Genomic DNA, 15,358 nt, shown 5'->3' on the forward strand with positions numbered 1-15,358 from the left:
CCTTTGAAAATTACAGATATACATATTTACGGATATGGAAAGCTTACTGACTTTAGGCTAACTGATGTTCAATCATTGCAGGTGATCTACGGAGAAAATGAGGCAGGCAAATCTACAATCATGTCTTTTATCCATAGTATTCTTTTTGGCTTTCCAGCAAAGATCCAATCGGAATTAAGGTATGAACCCAAGGAAGGAGCAAAATATGGCGGCAGTCTTACCGCGATTTTTCCTGATAGAGGGAAGGCAGTTATAGAGCGTGTGAAAGGTAAAGCATCCGGAGATGTCAGTGTCTTGCTCGAGGATGGAACAAGGGGAGGGGAAGAGCTTTTAAACGATCTCCTTCACCACATTGATAAAGGGCTGTATCAATCTATTTTTTCCTTTAACATTCATGGGCTGCAAAATGTAAATCAAATGAAGGGCGAAGAATTGGGGAGATATTTGTTTTCAGCAGGTTCACTCGGAACGGATCATCTGGTTTCTGCGGAAAATATACTTCAGAAGGAATTGGAAAGCCGCTTTAAGCCAAACGGAAAAAAGCCATCCCTGAATGTAAAGCTAAAAGAGATGAAGCAGCTGCATCAGGAATTGAAAAAAGCGGAGCAAAATAATGAGAAGTATTGGACATTGCTGCGTGAAAAAGAGAATCTTGAAAACGATTTAAACAGATTACATCAGAGACTGGAACAAGCTCAGCAGGAGTTTTTCCGTTTAAAAGAATGGCAGGATCTATATCCATTAATAGCAGAGGAGCATGAACTGATTAAAGAACGGGAAAAATTTTCAGACATTTCCTTCCCGGCAAATGGGCTTGCTCTTTTGGAGAAACTTGAAAGTGTGATTCAGCCCCTTGAAGGGCGAAGAGCTAGTCTGGAATCGAGAATAATCAACCTGGAACAAGAGCTGGAAAGTAATCAGCCCGATCATTTGCTCCTTAAGCAAGAACATTACATCAATGCAGCGGTGGAGGGGCTGCCGTTTTTGGAAAAGTTAAACCAAGAAGAAAAAGAATTATCAATTAAGCTGGAAAGTATTACAGAAGAAATAGTTAATCTTCAGGAAAGACTTCATCTCCAAATTGACGAACAGCAGCTTGAACAAGTTGATACGAGTGTTTTTATGAAGGAAAAGGTTAATAATGCGGACAACCGCCGTAACCGTCTTAAAGCAATGAAACAGGAATTGGATGATCGATTTAACGATGAAAAATCAGTGCTGGAGAACATAGAACGAAAAATTGGCGAATTGAAAGAACAGCTTCTTAAGGAAGAGGAACGTTCAGCCATTAAGGAAACATTAAGCTTCACTGCAGATAAGCATAATATCGAAAAAGAACTGCAGGATACACAGGAAAGGCTTCAGTTCCTTCAGGGAGCAGAAAAAAAGGAGCAGGAAACAAGACGGCAAAAAACATACCAGGAGAAAAGGCAGCTGTTTTTCTTGGGAGTCCTTTTTGCTGCTTTGTTCGGATGGGGAATCTTTAGCCAATCATGGGTGATTGCAGGTGCAGGATTTATAGGCGCAGCCTTTTGTTTTGCCATTGCAAATAAAAGAGAGCCTAAGGGGCAAGACAGCTTTATTAAGAATGAGATAAAAGCTCTGAGTGAAAAAGAACGCTCACTGCTTGATAAATTAAAGCAGCCTGACATTCAGCATGCAGCCAGCCTGGAGGCACAGCTGAAGAAAGACAGCGACCGGCAAAATCAGCTTATCCACTTGCTGTTTCAGCTTGAACAGGCAAATGAAAAATACGAAAAGGTCATTGCCTCTTTTGAAAAATGGGAGAATGAATGTGCCGAACTTGAAAATGAACTGCTGCATCTGGGTAAACAGCTATTTCTACCTCATGACATCTCCAAAACCTTTTTGAGTGAAGCTTTTAATCTGATTGAACAGTTAAAAGCCCTCTATAGGGAAAAGAAATACACTGCAGAAAGAAAGGCATCAGCAGAAAAGGGAATCAATGAGAAGCTCCATACTTTTCATAAGCTAAAGGGCTTATTGGATAGTGAGCCGGGAAGTGTACAGGAAATTGGCTATCAATTGAAAATTAGACTGAAAGAAGAAACGGAAAAGCATATTAAGCAGGGTGAAAGGGAAGCGGCGCTTCATGAGTTAAATCTAGAACACAGCACAGTGCTGGCCGAACTTAGCCACTTTCAAAAAGAATACGAATATCAGCTTTCCCTTGCTGGAACCGATGCAGCTGAAGAATACAGGGAAAAAGCTGCTGAAGCACAGAAGTTAGCAGAACTAGAAGAAAAGATTAAACAGGTCCGCAAGCATATTAATCTTAACTCTTTTTCACAGGAAGAAATCAATCAATATTCCAATGTGACAAAACCAGAAGCAGAAATCCAAGCTGTCAGTGAAGAAGCTGCTCTGCTTCAGGAAAGCATCCCTGGTGTGCAGAGAAAACTTGCTGAGGTCAAATATGAAATTCAAATCCTTGAAGAGGGCGGAACCTATGCGGAACTCCTTCATAAGTTTGCCTTGCTGAAATCTGAATTTGAAGAAGAAGCAAGGGAGTGGGCAAAATATGCTGCTGCCAAGGATATATTAGATAGAACGATAAACAGTTTTAAAAATGAGCGTTTGCCTAAAATGCTGGGAAAGGCAGAGCAATTTCTTTCTTTTTTAACCAATGGCGGTTATGTACGGATTTTTCCTAAAGAAGAAGGAAGCGGGTTTCTTATAGAAAGTAAGACAGGAGCAGTTTTTGAAGCAAAAGAACTGAGCCAGGCGACTGCTGAACAGATCTACGTATCATTTAGGCTAGCACTTGCCATGACCATTTATGGCAAGTATCCCTTCCCCATTATTATAGATGATAGCTTCGTGAATTTTGATCATGTCCGTACTGAAAGAATGATTAACCTGTTAAAGAACCTTTCAGGCAGGCAAATTTTATTTTTCACCTGTCATAAGCATCTTCTGTCGCATTTTCAGGAAGAACAAATACAATCCGTTGCAAAGGAAAAGCTGTCTGTCTAATTATAACAGGCAGCTTTTTATTATGTAGAGTAAGCAAATCTTACAAAAACTCACAAGCATTTAAAAAAAGTGTGTAAAGGAACCTTACAAATATCATGTCTTTTCTTTTCTTATTCAGTAAGATGATAAAAAGCGGTTAGGAAGGAGAAAAAAAATTGCCCTGGCTGATTCAAGTATTGTTACTCGCTATTTTTCTGATTGCAGGGGAATTTGCGGCTGCGTTCTTTCATATTCCGCTTCCTGGAAGTGTCATAGGGATGCTTATGTTACTAATCCTATTGGTAACCAATTCTATTAAATTAGAATGGATAGAGAAAGCAGCATCTTTTCAAATTAAACATATGTCCCTGCTGTTTATCCCCTTTGTCATTGGATTATTTTTATCTCCAAATTTTATTCCTCTATTGAATTTTCATTTCCTTTTGGTCCTGATTCTAAGCAGCTTTTGCTGTTTATTGGGCACAGCGTATTCTGTTCAAATGTATGAGAATATAAAAAGGAGGCGCCAAAAATGAGTTCTATTTTATTCAATAGTATAGGGTGCATCTTGATGACTCTTGCCAGTTATATCGCAAGCCTGCAAGTTTTCAGGAAGTTTAAGAAGAGCTGGTTAAATCCTTTATACACCGGAACTGCGCTCTTGGTTACCATTCTTTTATTGTGCAACATCCCTCTATCAGTCTATCAAAAAGGAAGCAGTCTGTTTGAACTGCTCCTCCAGCTTTCGGTTGTCTCTTTTGCTGTTCCTTTATATAAGGAGTGGCCCTTAATGAAAAGACATCTTAAGAAAATATTTTCAGGAGTCTTTGCCGGAACCTCCTTAGGCATATTTTCAGTTTACATCATGTCACAGGTTTTTCACTTTAATCAGGAGATTATTGCATCTCTTATTCCACGATCAGTAACACTCCCGGTAGCCTTAACGGTCTCTGATGGCTTAGGAGGGACTACAGCCTTTACCGTTTTCTTTGTGCTATTTTCTGGTCTTTTTTCCGTTATGCTGGGCCCAAACCTATTGAAGTGGCTTGGAATAAATAGTAAAGCCGCCAAAGGATTGGCAATGGGCACTTCAGCACAGATGCTGGGAGCCAGCCGTTCACTTATGTGGGGAGAGGAAGAAGGTGCCATGGGGTGTATAGCCATGACAACTTCTGCAATTATCCTTTCGTTATTCATTCCAATATTGCTGCTTTTGCTGTAACCTTCAAATACCACAAAAACCCATTCATGAAAACGTGAATGGGTTTTTATGACGGATTAATTTAGGAGAGTGCAGGATCTGTGTGGTATACTAGTTTAATAGAATTGCATGTTTAATAAGGGCTGCCAAAGACTGTCTGGTTCTTAGTGCCCTTTTTAAACAACCTCGTGAAGGGAGCGTCGGTGCGCGTATGTCAAAAGGAATTGTTTATTACGAAGTAGGAGAACAAATCGAGCTTTTTCTGCTAATCAAAAGTGCAGCTAAAGGGATTGCAAGTAATGGAAAACCGTTTTTGACCCTAATTTTCCAGGACCAAAGCGGAGAAATTGAAGCAAAGCTTTGGGATGTGTCTGATGATGATGCGAAAAACTACAGCCCTGAAACCATTGTAAAAGTAACAGGGGATATTTTAAATTACCGTGGACGCAATCAGCTAAGAATCCGCCAAATTCGGCCGGCGTCCCCAACAGACCCGGTCAAGCTGGCAGACTTTCTTGAAACAGCGCCATTAAGTACAGATGAAATGATGAGTAAAATTACTCAATATATATTTGAAATGAAAAACCCGAATATCCAAAGGGTTACTCGCCATTTATTGAAGAAGCACCAAAAGGACTTTCTTGAATATCCGGCCGCTACGAAGAATCATCATGAGTTCGTATCCGGTCTTGCCTATCATGTAGTTTCCATGCTGGATTTGGCAAAGGCAATTTCAGGTTTGTATCCAAGCCTGGATAAGGACTTATTGTACGCTGGAGTCATTTTGCACGATTTAGGAAAGATTACAGAACTGTCTGGACCGATTTCAACTTCTTACACAATAGAAGGAAACTTGCTTGGACATATTACCATTATGATCAATGAAATTGGTAAAGCAGCTGAGGAACTGGGAATTAGCGGTGAAGAAATTATGATTCTTCAGCATATGGTTTTATCCCATCACGGCAAAGCGGAATGGGGCAGTCCAAAACCGCCGCTTATCAAGGAAGCAGAAATTCTTCATTACATTGATAATATTGATGCAAAAATGAACATGCTTGATAGAGCCCTTGAGAGGGTGAAACCGGGAGAGTTCTCCGAGCGGGTATTTGCTCTGGATAACCGTTCATTCTATAAGCCGAGTTTTCATAAATAATAACTGCCATCCTTCCTAATGGAAAGGATGGCTTTTTTATTTTCTGTCTATCATATTTTTCCTGGTTTAACATACATTTATAGTAAGTGGACAACCATTATGAAAAGAAAGAGGGGAAACTGATGATTCCAATTTGGATATATTTTGTTGCAGCCGGAATCGTTGTAAGTGCATATATGGCGGTGACGACGGGCAGGGAAGAGAAAAAGGTGGAGCAGGACAGCATTGAACGTGAGGGTGAAATATATATGAAGCGTCTTGAAAGGGAAAAAGAGGAGCGGAAATCCACTCAGCAATCTGCAGGCTGATTTGGAATCCGTCTAAATAAACATAAAAAACGGGACTCAAGCCTGGAGTCCCGTTAATCATTATTTTTCTTCAGTTCCTGCTTCCCCTTCAGCCCCAGCTTCCGGTTCTTCAAGAACTCCTTTTAATTCCTTATCTTTAATATCAACATCAGCAGCCTTTAATTCACGATCCATTGCCTGCTGAATTTTTTCGCCGTCAAGCTTGGACACTTTCACTTGATATTCCATTTCCTTCTTCATTTCATCAAATGATTTTTTCTCTTTTTTCTCTGTTACTTGAATAATGTGGAAACCATGCTCAGATTTAACAGGAGCGCTGATTTCGTTCACATCAAGGGCATAAGCAGCCTCCTCGAATTCAGGAACCATTTTACCTGGGCCGAACCAGCCTAAATCTCCGCCATTTGCAGCAGATCCTGGGTCTTTTGAATATTCTGTTGCCAGGTCTTCAAATTTTCCGCCTTCGTCCAGCTTTTTCTTTACTTCGTCAGCAGTTTTTTCATCCTCTACAAGGATATGGCGTGCTTTAATTTCCGGTTTGTAGTTATCGTAGTATTCTTTAACTTCTTTTTCTGTTGCTTCAATATCTTTAATAGCTGCTTTTTCCTGGAGCAAGCCTGTTTTGAAAGTTGCCCTTAGATCTTCTTCATCCTTATAGCCATATTGCATAAGCGCCATCTCAAAGTTTGCGCCAAGCTGCTGTTTTAATTCGTCGATTTTCTCGTTAAGTTCCTCGTCTGTTACTTCGTATTTATCAGAAAGAACTTTTTCGTAAATGAGCTCCTGGAGCGCCTGTTCGCCGTATTTTTCCTTCATTGCTTCATAAAGCTCGTCCTTCGTAATGTTTCCGCTCTTTGTTTCAACGACAACATCTCCTGATTCCCCGCCGGTGCTGCTGCATGCGCTTAATCCAATTACTCCGGCTGCAATGGAGAGGGATAGCATCCATTTTTTCATGTTGAACACTCCTAAATTAATTTTCAATTCGGCTCTGGTGAGCTGGAACTGGAATTTTTAGACTCCTCAAAAACAGCAATTTTCTTCACAGAGCCTGTATTTATCACAATCCCTACTATACCATAAATGTAAAAAATAACAAAAGAAGAAAGTACTGTTTGGTCGATAAACACAGCGTTTTTTAAAAAATCTGGGTATTCGCCCATCCCATTCAGGACAATTGTACATATGATACATGGAATCCTCTGATGGGAGGTTCAAACACCTAAAAAAAGTTAGGGTAGCCGGGATATAAGCCTATCCGACCACAGAGGCAAATGAATAGGATATGGTAGCAACCTGAAGGGGAGGTGTTATCCATGGGTGCTGGATACGGCGGAGGTTTTGCGCTAATCGTTGTATTGTTTATCTTATTAATAATTGTAGGCGCAGCTTGGCTGTAAGCCTAGTTTGGGTATAGGGTCCATTGTGGGCTCTGTGCCTTAAATTGAAAGGAGGATTCCATATGTCCGGAGGATGCGGATACGGCGGAGGTTTTGCGTTAATTGTCGTGTTATTCATTTTGCTGATCATCATTGGAGCATCTTGGCTTTACTAAGATGATAAACAGAAAAGCGGAAGCGCCTTGCCCACTGAGGAACGCAGACTAAAAACGCCACGTCCTGGGGCAACGTATGCATGCCCCCATTCTGGGGGCCACAAGCACAAGTCGAGCCTGTCAGAAAGGCGTTCTTTGCCATTTTGGGGGATTGTCCGAAATGTGGAGGCGGGTGCCCAGGGACGCCAGACATAAGACGGTTCCTGTAAGAAAGTGTTTTTCCTTCTGAAAGGAAAAGGCTTATGCCCCCGAGTCCCTAGGAACCGCCGCAAGACAAGCTTGTGACCTCGGGGGGGGGGAGGCGCTGGGCTGGACAGTTATCGACGTTCAAAATTTGAAACTTATTAATATATATAAAAAGCGGCGGAAAATTTCCGCCGCTTTTGCTCATGTTTAAGAGCTCTCAGGATATCCTAAGCATACAAGATTTCTACAAAAGAAGAGATTAGCAATATGGTAATAAGAATGTTAATGGTTCTGAATACTTTGGGCTGCCGTTCCTCAGGAATCTCTTTTTGGAGACAAAGCGAATTTGTCATCTTGTTGATATAAAATAAGATAAAAACGGCAAAAATAATAAAGATGGAGATCATCCAAGATTCCCTCCTTGGGCAGTCATATGATTGCTTTTACATGTTTTGTCTGTTATTTACAATAACAAAGTTCACAAAAAAAAGATAGTATTAAAGGTTGCCTGTCCGGTAACTAAAAGGTATCCTTTGTCAGGATACCCGGGATTTATGCTTATGCTACTGGTTTGAGTGAAGCAATATCTCAAACCCATCTTCATTTTCTTCAACATAAGATTGATTTGGGGCATTCAGCACATTTTTGGCGCACACAATGTCAGAAAAAGATAAGCCTGCATGGAATGCAAACAGAATTATTAAATAATGAACATAATGCGGAAAAATAAAGCAAGCTGCCAGAAGCACACTGTTTAAAATAAACATAGGGGCCAAAGTGGCAGACAGGAATAGCCGTTTTGAAATAGGCTCCGTTATTCGAATATATATAATCGGCATAAAGCCATATTTAATCTTCAGCTGTTTTTTAACAATACTTCCAAGGTGTGCAACAGGCAGATAGTGAAGCAGCTTGTGCACAGGATACATCAGCCATAAGCCGGCTGCAAAGAAAATAAAATAATTATCGTAAAAGGAACCCGGCACAAATACATATGTTGCAGGAACATATGTAAATATGAAAGTAGCCAGCATGGTTAAGGAAGACAGTATAAAAAGTCTTTGCGATCCATATTGCTTCGTGAAGTTAATCGTCTTCCAGCAATTCATCATAAAAATACCTCCAAATGGAGTAAAATAGTAATCTTTCAAACTCACTTAAGATACTTTACGATGAATAAATGAAAAAATCAATAGGGAAAACTAACACATTTTGTCGAAAAAAATTTTTATATAATAAAACATATGTGAAACTATGAGCAACTGATTTCATAAATACAAAGCGAATAGCATGCATTCGCTTTGTAAGGGTTTACATAATGATAAGTGGAACTCTATCTATTTAAACAAGTTCCTTTTCAGCTGTTGTTTTTTTCTTTAATTTGCCCTCATCTTCATCAAATTGATTTTCAAGGTTAGCAAAGGACTTTTCAAAAATTTCCATGAAATCGTCACCATATATATTGCGGACTATCGCCATAATCTCAATGATATCTGGAAATTTCCCATACAGATCCCTTAATGGCAACGCACCTGAGAACACGGCATTTTTCTCGGGTGAATAGGTTTCCATAAGACTTAGTAACACCTTTTCGCCGTCATCAGTCAATTTAATATAGGTATTTCTTTTATCGCTTTCTTTTTTAGAAAACTGAAGAAAGCCTCGTTCTTCAAGCTTTTTGGAAAAATTGAATGCAGTAGAAACATGCATTACGCCAAACTTGGCAACATCGGAAATCGATGCTCCGTTTAAATGATAGGCAATCCATAAAATATGGTGTTCATTAATATTTAAATCGTAGGGTTTTATCCATTGCTGCCAATCTTTTTCTATAGACTTCCACAGGGCTTTACTCAGCTGTGCCACTCGCTGGCTGAAGATCATTGCTTCCTTCATAGAAATTGGTTTATCCGACATTCAAAAATTCACCTACTTTGTAAAATTAAGTCTTTCTGGTCAAACAGCCAGAAGTTTATTTTCTTTTCATAGTATCATTATGCCAATAAAACAAAAATTAATAAAGATATAAATTTACAAAATTTTTAGAAATATAATTAGATATTTCTATAAAAGGCTTAAGGACAAGGGATGAGAGCTTGTTCAAAGCTTTATAAAAATTTGAAGCATTTTCATAATATATTGGTTTTCGTTCAAAAACAAAAAAATCCTTCTTTTTAACCAAAGAAAAAAGAAGGATTTTTTTATTCACTTTTTATTTAAATTTGTTTCAAGTTCATGGATGGCTGCTTCAATTTCCTGCAATTCTCTCTGAAGTTTGTGCTGATGTGGAAGGATTTCGTTTTTCCAATTGCTGATGGAATATTTGATGTCGTTTGAGAATTCCTTTAAAGCGGTTTTTCCTTCCTTCGAAGCAAATGAAGCTGATTCCTTTATGGCAAGCAATTCAGATTTTAATTCGGTCAGCTGCTCCTTCAGGGTGTTTGTCGTATTTTTTAACTGCTGTCTTGTATCCTTTCCTGAAGCAGGTGCAGTCAATAGGGTTGATATGCCGGCTGCAGCGCCGCCAGCTAATAGTCCAAGCAATAACGATTTGGCTTTCATAACCATCACCTCAAAATCTTGTTTATATGTCTATTTTACTACATTACTCATTTTTCTAAAGCGGAAAATGAAAAGTCACCGTTTCTATATCTATATCACAAAAATTAGAAGGGTAAACCATATCCTCATAGCTCCCGGCATACAGGCATACAATTCAGTAGAGGGATATAAAGCGAAAGGGGGAGATAGATTGTCCGGAGCGGCGGCTGGAATTTTTGCATTGAGTGTGGTTCTGTTTTTAGGAGGTATTCATTTTTTTCTTTCAATAAAGAAACCGGGAGTCTATCCTCCGAAGTATGTTCTGAAAAAGAGGGCAGCTGCTTTAGCGGCAGGCGGTGTACTGTTGTTCCTGCTGGGAATGATTGTAGGGAGCTTCCAATAATGTAAATATAAAAAGCCCGCTTATTTTGCGGGCTTTGTCTATTATTGGCTGAACGTCTGCTGAGTCAGCTTTGTTCTGTTTGCAATTGATTGTGCTACTGGATAAAGGATAACCATTGCAGCCGTGTTAACTGCAGCTGCAGGAAGTACAACTGCTGCAAATAATGCAGTGAATGGTCCTGGCAATCCGACAATCAGGTATGCGGAAGTTAAAAACACAATTCCGGATACAATTGTTCCTGCTGCTGTTAAGACAGCTGCACTGATGATATTCTTCCGGAATTTCTTTAAGATCAGGAACAAAGCAAAAAAGATAAATGCTGTAACAGGCTTATCAATAATATTCGGGATTAATCCTCCAGGAAAAGTTGTGGTAAGCCCGGATATCAGGCCTGTAACCAAACCTAAAAGCAAAACGCTTTTGCTGTCTGGAAAAAGGATTATGCCCAAAAACATCATGGTAAGCATCATGTCCGGTTTCATCCCAAGAAAGAACCCTGGTACAACGGCATGAAGCACTGCGCCCATCCCGACTAATAGGGATAAGGCCACTAAATTTTTTGTATTCATTTCTCATCTCTCCTCTGCTATTCTCAGACTAAGCTCTGTTCGTCTCTCCTGCAGTGCACTCTTTGCCTGCAGCGAAAAACTTTAACTCATTATAACACATATCCCTGGGTTGAAAAGGTGTTATATTTTTAATTATTATTCTTAAAGGCTTTCATAAATGCGGCCAGTTTTTCAACATGGTGTTCTGGCACAGCATTGTAAATGGAAGCGCGGCAGCCGCCTATGGAACGGTGTCCTCCGAGCCCAACAAACCCTGCTTCTTGTGCCTTGTGCAGGAATTCCCTGGAGAGGTCCTCATTTTGAAGATTAAAAGTGACATTCATACAGGATCTGCTGTCTTTATGAGCATGTCCTATGTAAAAGCCTTCGCTTTCATCTATTGCATCATAAAGCATTTTCGCCTTCTTCTCATTGGCCTTTTCAATCTGCTGAAGGCCGCCTTTCTTATCCGCCCATTCAAGCACCAGGGAAAGCAAATAAATAGCCAGAGTGGGAGGTGTGTTATATAAAGAGTTATTATTGGCAAACGTATTATAATTCAGCATTGCAGGGAGCTTTTCTGATGATCTTTGTAATAGATCTTTGCGGATAATGACTACTGTTACACCGGAAGGGCCGAGATTTTTCTGGGCGCCTGCATAGATCAAATCAAATTGCTCCACTTCCAATGGACGGCTTAAAATATCGCTGGACATATCTGCTGCAAGTGGTGTTTTTTTATTCGAAGGAAAGGTTTTCCATTGTGTGCCGTAAATTGTATTGTTGCTGGTAATATGAAGATAGGCAGCACTGTCAGGAATGTCATTTTGATTGTATTCTGGGATGAGGCGGTACTTTTGATCCTTACTTGAGGCAGAAATAACGGTTTTGCCAATTTTATCTGCTTCTTTTAAAGCTTTCTCCGACCAGGAGCCGCTGAGGATATAATGGGCTTCTTGATCTTTTCCCAGCAGGTTCATCGGAATCATTGAAAACTGGAGACTTGCACCTCCCTGGATAAATAGCACCTCATAATCATCCGGAATGGCCAGCAGGTTTCTCAAAAGTGTTTTTGCCTGATCATGTACTGCCTGATACTCTTTGCTCCTATGGCTTAGTTCCATTATGCCCATTCCCGTATTGCTGAAGTTCAATAAATTCTTTTCCGCTTCTTTTAAGACCTCTTCCGGCAGGGCTGCGGGACCTGCATTAAAATTTAGAGCACGGTACATTTTTCTCCCTCCAAAAATATAAAATCAATCCACTATAACGCTGTAAAGAAATAAAGATATTTAATATGTTAACAAAATTTACTGATTTGTACAGAGAAAAAAATGAACATTTTGAAAATTGGGGGATAAAGAAGGCAAAAAAATTCCTCCTGCAGATCAGGAGGATGAGAGAGTTACATGTGTTTTGCTATGGCCTCAGAGATCTCCTTAAGATCTGAGGCTGAATATTCCGATTGATGTGATTTCCACACAACTCCTAAGCCATCTCCTTCTCCATAACGGGGAATAAGGTGAGAGTGAAAGTGGAAAACGGTCTGCCCGGCTTGTTCACCATTGTTATTAATTAGATTCATGCCAATTGGATCAAATTCAGCCTTGATGGCTCTTGCAATTTCCGGAACAGATTCGAAATAGCTGCGGGCTGTTTCCGCATCCATTTCATATAAATTTTCTTTATGTACTTTCGGGATGACAAGTGTATGCCCTTTAGTGACCTGGCTTATATCCAGAAACGCCACCACATGCTCGTTTTCGAAAACCTTGGCTGATGGAATCTCGCCATTGATTATTTTACAGAATATACAATCGGTCATTATGTCAGCTCCTAACTAAATATGCTTTTACACAATTCTACCATATCCGCCAAAAAACAAAAAAGTGAAACATATTATTGGGGAGAAGGGATGATTGCATTGTCCTATTCATAAAATAAAAAGGCAGGATCCGCTTGGAATCCTGCCTTCGGTGAAGGGGAAGCTTCTATTGGAACGTTTCTACTTCAGGTAAATTCTCTTTAACAAACACCTCATTTATGAATGAATTGTGTTTATATCTAGAGAAATTCGATCTTTGTTCAATCGGACCATCCCCTTATTTCTTTATATGCATTCACGGGCGTATAAAGCATGGATGATAGTCTTTAACAAACACCTCATTTATAAAATGACTTAGTGACCACTTTCGGGTGAAGCGATCAAGTGTTTAAGATCATCAGGTTTCATATGCAATGCAACCATCCCCCTATTAGGAACGTTTGAAGCTTATACTGAAAGGAAACTGTCTGCGACAGACACCTCATTTCAAGTTTTGATCATCTGAATGTTGTTCAAATGATTTGTTTCCCCTTCAAAGATTAGAATGTCCGGATTCGGGATTTATATGCAGGGATTTTCCCCAAACTGGACAATATCCTTTGGCTTTTTTTACAATGGTCTTACATATATAGTAGGAAGGACGTTGAAAATGGCGCTGCTCGAAATTAAAAACGTTACCGGCGGCTATACAAGAAACCCGGTTTTGAAGGATGTCTCCTTTGATGTGGCAGAAAAAGAAATTGTCGGCCTGATCGGTCTTAACGGAGCCGGAAAAAGTACGACAATCAAACATGTAATTGGTTTAATGGAACCGAAGGAAGGCGAAATTACGATCAATAGCATGCAATTCCTTAAGGATAAGGAAGGGTACCGCAAGCAATTCACCTTTGTTCCGGAAACGCCGATATTATATGATGAATTAACACTGGAAGAACACCTGCGACTAACAGCCATGGCATACGGCCTGCCTGAAGCAGACTATAAATCAAGAGTGGCGACACTCCTAAAGGAATTCAGAATGGAAAAAAGACTGAAGTGGTTTCCTGCCCATTTTTCTAAAGGGATGAAACAGAAGGTAATGATTATGTGCGCCTTTCTGGTGCAGCCGTCATTATACATAGTTGATGAACCGTTTGTAGGTCTGGACCCGCTGGGTATTCAATCACTTCTTGATTTGATGAAAAAAATGAAAGAAAGCGGTGCAGGCATTCTTATGTCCACCCATATACTGGCAACTGCTGAAAGATATTGTGATCGTTTTGTGATTTTGCATGAAGGAAAAGTAAGGGCAAAGGGGACTTTAGCAGAGCTGCAGCAGCAATTTGCTATGCCGGGAGCAACTCTTGATGATTTATATATCCAGCTCACAAAGGAAGAAGATTATGTTTGATGAAAAACAGTTATGGAAGGAGAGATTCGGGAGGACAGTCAAAGAGCTTTCCCGCTATCTGCGTTATATTTTTAATGGCCATATTGTCATTGTCATGGTGTTTCTTCTGGGCACTGCCGCTTTTTATTATCAGGAGTGGATAAAGACGCTTCCCAATCACTTTCCTGCTGCAGCGGTAATGGCAATTATTTTAGCTCTTCTGGTTACATACAGCCCGATTTATACATTTTTTTCTGAGGCAGACAAAATTTTTCTTCTGCCGCTTGAAGATAGGCTTTCAGGTTATTTTAGACGTTCGCTGGCAGTCAGCTTTTTGGTGCATGCATACATCCTGGTAATGGGGCTGGGAATTTTTATGCCCTTGTATGCCAGAGTGAATGATGGCAATTTTAATACGTTTTTACCTTTTCTGCTTATCCTGCTGTCGTTAAAAATTATCAATTTGCTGATCCGCTGGAAGATTCAATATTACATCGAAACAAGCGTACATATCCTGGATGCATGTGTCCGTTATTCAGTAAACGCTGTTTTTCTATATTTCCTTTTTAGCGGTGCCTCCCCCATTTTTATGCTGGCGGCAGGTGTGCTGCTGATTCTGTTATACTTGTTCTTCAGCATGAAATCCAGGGATAAAGGACTAAAATGGGAGATTTTGATTGAACAAGAAGAGAGGAGAATGACTTCTTTCTACAGGCTTGCCAATATGTTTACAGATGTTCCGAAGCTGAAAGATCGCGTGAAAAGGCGGAAATGGCTTGATTGGCTGATGGCAGGCATTCCTTTCAAACAGGAAGCGACTTTTAAAAACCTTTTTGTTAGAACGTTTCTCCGTTCTGGTGATTACTTCGGTATATTCATTCGTTTAACGTTCATTGGTGCTGGAGCGATTTATTTAATCTCGTATGGAATGGGACAAATACTGCTTGTACCGCTCTTCATGTACTTAACAGGCTTTCAGCTCCTGCCTTTATGGAATCATCATCAGGATAAGCTGTGGGTGAATTTATACCCGGTTAAAGGGGACATAAAGGAGAAGTCCTTCAAACAGCTGCTTACAGGCATCCTATATGTTCAGGCACTCCTCTTATCGCTGGCTGTCCTGGCAAATGGCGGCTGGATGGCATCACTGCTGTCTTTGGCATTAGGGATTCTATTTGCATATGCTTATACTCATTTCTATATTCAGAAACGGCTGGCGGGCAGCAGGACATAAAATGAAACCATTGCTGTCTTGCATACGTATATATAGTCATCCTGAATGAAGGCAGG

At 40.0% G+C, this 15,358-nt stretch carries 18 protein-coding genes; 10 read left to right on the forward strand and 8 right to left on the reverse strand.

Features of this window, described 5'->3' with window-relative positions:
• Nucleotides 1–3: 3 nt before the first annotated feature.
• From ACR42H_RS06910 to ACR42H_RS06930, 5 genes are all read left to right on the forward strand, one after another.
• Nucleotides 4–2,997 carry an AAA family ATPase gene (locus tag ACR42H_RS06910; RefSeq protein ID WP_436375237.1) on the forward strand — a complete coding sequence of 998 codons (2,994 nt, stop codon included), beginning with the start codon at nucleotides 4–6 and terminating at the stop codon, nucleotides 2,995–2,997.
• 176 nt (nucleotides 2,998–3,173) lie between these two features.
• Nucleotides 3,174–3,512 (forward strand): CidA/LrgA family protein, encoded by a 339-nt coding sequence (locus tag ACR42H_RS06915; protein WP_258549824.1) that lies wholly within the window; start codon nucleotides 3,174–3,176, stop codon nucleotides 3,510–3,512.
• The gene (locus ACR42H_RS06920; RefSeq protein WP_113883446.1) at nucleotides 3,509–4,198 is read left to right on the forward strand and encodes an LrgB family protein; all 690 of its coding nucleotides are present in this window, start codon (nucleotides 3,509–3,511) and stop codon (nucleotides 4,196–4,198) included. The genes ACR42H_RS06915 and ACR42H_RS06920 overlap by 4 nt, the downstream gene beginning before the upstream one ends.
• A gap of 190 nt (nucleotides 4,199–4,388) precedes the next feature.
• The gene (gene yhaM / locus ACR42H_RS06925) at nucleotides 4,389–5,333 is read left to right on the forward strand and encodes a 3'-5' exoribonuclease YhaM (RefSeq protein ID WP_113883445.1); all 945 of its coding nucleotides are present in this window, start codon (nucleotides 4,389–4,391) and stop codon (nucleotides 5,331–5,333) included.
• Between the two features lie 122 nt (nucleotides 5,334–5,455).
• Complete coding sequence (locus ACR42H_RS06930) at nucleotides 5,456–5,641, forward strand: sporulation YhaL family protein (RefSeq protein WP_113883444.1); 186 nt, start codon at nucleotides 5,456–5,458, stop codon at nucleotides 5,639–5,641.
• Nucleotides 5,642–5,701: 60 nt separating this feature from the next.
• On the opposite strand, the gene ACR42H_RS06935 is transcribed toward ACR42H_RS06930, so the two are convergent.
• Complete coding sequence (locus ACR42H_RS06935; protein ID WP_436375240.1) at nucleotides 5,702–6,598, reverse strand: peptidylprolyl isomerase; 897 nt, start codon at nucleotides 6,596–6,598, stop codon at nucleotides 5,702–5,704.
• Nucleotides 6,599–6,957: 359 nt separating this feature from the next.
• Here ACR42H_RS06935 and ACR42H_RS06940 point away from each other — a divergent pair, with 359 nt between their 5' ends.
• Nucleotides 6,958–7,041 (forward strand): YjcZ family sporulation protein, encoded by an 84-nt coding sequence (locus tag ACR42H_RS06940; protein WP_064503397.1) that lies wholly within the window; start codon nucleotides 6,958–6,960, stop codon nucleotides 7,039–7,041.
• A gap of 62 nt (nucleotides 7,042–7,103) precedes the next feature.
• Nucleotides 7,104–7,196 (forward strand): YjcZ family sporulation protein, encoded by a 93-nt coding sequence (locus tag ACR42H_RS06945; RefSeq protein ID WP_076261102.1) that lies wholly within the window; start codon nucleotides 7,104–7,106, stop codon nucleotides 7,194–7,196.
• Nucleotides 7,197–7,609: 413 nt separating this feature from the next.
• Here the strand turns inward: ACR42H_RS06945 and ACR42H_RS06950 are convergent, their stop codons facing one another.
• The 4 genes from ACR42H_RS06950 to ACR42H_RS06965 form a co-directional block, all read right to left on the reverse strand.
• A complete protein-coding gene (locus tag ACR42H_RS06950) occupies nucleotides 7,610–7,789 on the reverse strand; it encodes a hypothetical protein (RefSeq protein WP_009331432.1) in 180 nt (59 codons plus the stop codon).
• Nucleotides 7,790–7,945: 156 nt separating this feature from the next.
• Nucleotides 7,946–8,494, reverse strand: coding sequence for a DUF3267 domain-containing protein (locus ACR42H_RS06955; protein ID WP_436375242.1), 549 nt, complete (start codon nucleotides 8,492–8,494; stop codon nucleotides 7,946–7,948).
• Between the two features lie 229 nt (nucleotides 8,495–8,723).
• The gene (locus tag ACR42H_RS06960; RefSeq protein ID WP_113883440.1) at nucleotides 8,724–9,299 is read right to left on the reverse strand and encodes an HTH-type transcriptional regulator Hpr; all 576 of its coding nucleotides are present in this window, start codon (nucleotides 9,297–9,299) and stop codon (nucleotides 8,724–8,726) included.
• A gap of 288 nt (nucleotides 9,300–9,587) precedes the next feature.
• Nucleotides 9,588–9,944 (reverse strand): YtxH domain-containing protein, encoded by a 357-nt coding sequence (locus tag ACR42H_RS06965; RefSeq protein ID WP_113883438.1) that lies wholly within the window; start codon nucleotides 9,942–9,944, stop codon nucleotides 9,588–9,590.
• Between the two features lie 190 nt (nucleotides 9,945–10,134).
• Between ACR42H_RS06965 and ACR42H_RS06970 the strand changes: the two genes are divergently transcribed.
• Nucleotides 10,135–10,326 carry a hypothetical protein gene (locus ACR42H_RS06970; protein WP_113883437.1) on the forward strand — a complete coding sequence of 64 codons (192 nt, stop codon included), beginning with the start codon at nucleotides 10,135–10,137 and terminating at the stop codon, nucleotides 10,324–10,326.
• A gap of 41 nt (nucleotides 10,327–10,367) precedes the next feature.
• On the opposite strand, the gene ACR42H_RS06975 is transcribed toward ACR42H_RS06970, so the two are convergent.
• The 3 genes from ACR42H_RS06975 to ACR42H_RS06985 form a co-directional block, all read right to left on the reverse strand.
• Nucleotides 10,368–10,895 (reverse strand): tryptophan transporter, encoded by a 528-nt coding sequence (locus tag ACR42H_RS06975; protein WP_113883436.1) that lies wholly within the window; start codon nucleotides 10,893–10,895, stop codon nucleotides 10,368–10,370.
• A gap of 128 nt (nucleotides 10,896–11,023) precedes the next feature.
• A complete protein-coding gene (gene serC / locus ACR42H_RS06980) occupies nucleotides 11,024–12,106 on the reverse strand; it encodes a 3-phosphoserine/phosphohydroxythreonine transaminase (RefSeq protein ID WP_436375245.1) in 1,083 nt (360 codons plus the stop codon).
• 173 nt (nucleotides 12,107–12,279) lie between these two features.
• Complete coding sequence (locus tag ACR42H_RS06985; RefSeq protein WP_113883434.1) at nucleotides 12,280–12,699, reverse strand: HIT family protein; 420 nt, start codon at nucleotides 12,697–12,699, stop codon at nucleotides 12,280–12,282.
• 649 nt (nucleotides 12,700–13,348) lie between these two features.
• On the opposite strand from ACR42H_RS06985, the gene ACR42H_RS06990 reads away from it, so the two are divergent.
• Nucleotides 13,349–14,089, forward strand: a complete 741-nt coding sequence (locus ACR42H_RS06990) for an ABC transporter ATP-binding protein (RefSeq protein WP_436375247.1) — start codon at nucleotides 13,349–13,351, stop codon at nucleotides 14,087–14,089.
• Nucleotides 14,082–15,302 carry an ABC transporter permease gene (locus tag ACR42H_RS06995; RefSeq protein WP_436375249.1) on the forward strand — a complete coding sequence of 407 codons (1,221 nt, stop codon included), beginning with the start codon at nucleotides 14,082–14,084 and terminating at the stop codon, nucleotides 15,300–15,302. The genes ACR42H_RS06990 and ACR42H_RS06995 overlap by 8 nt, the downstream gene beginning before the upstream one ends.
• The last annotated feature ends 56 nt before the right edge of the window (nucleotides 15,303–15,358 follow it).

The sequence above is a fragment of the Cytobacillus sp. BC1816 genome, from assembly GCF_051353635.1.
Taxonomy (GTDB): Bacteria; Bacillota; Bacilli; order Bacillales; family Cytobacillaceae; genus Cytobacillus; species Cytobacillus oceanisediminis_C.